Source organism: Tritonibacter sp. SIMBA_163 (genome assembly GCF_046535935.1).
Lineage (GTDB): Bacteria > Pseudomonadota > Alphaproteobacteria > Rhodobacterales > Rhodobacteraceae > Epibacterium > Epibacterium scottomollicae.
Window position 1 is genome coordinate 1 of the sequence record NZ_JAWJBP010001047.1, and the last position, 246, is coordinate 246.

At 63.0% G+C, this 246-nt stretch carries 1 pseudogene; it reads right to left on the reverse strand.

From position 1 onward, the window contains the following. Positions 1–246: pseudogene (locus R0J92_RS25535) on the reverse strand (ABC transporter ATP-binding protein); the annotation flags it as partial.

The following is a 246-nucleotide window of genomic DNA, read 5'->3' on the forward strand; positions in this document are numbered from 1 at the left end:
CTCAAGGTCCGTCTCCTCCGTAGAGACGTCGAGGATCGTGAGCCCGGCTTCCCGCGCCGCTTCGAGGATATCCGGCACCGGGCTTTCACTGGCGCGGTAGCGGAACAACAGGCGTCCCTTGCCATCGAACTCCGGTTCGAACCTACGCAGCTGTGCCGGCGTTTCTTCCAGCTGCTCCGCGACAGAGAGAACCAACGACTTGTTGTCGAGGCGTGCCAGCAACGCTGGCGTGGTGTCGCAAGCGAT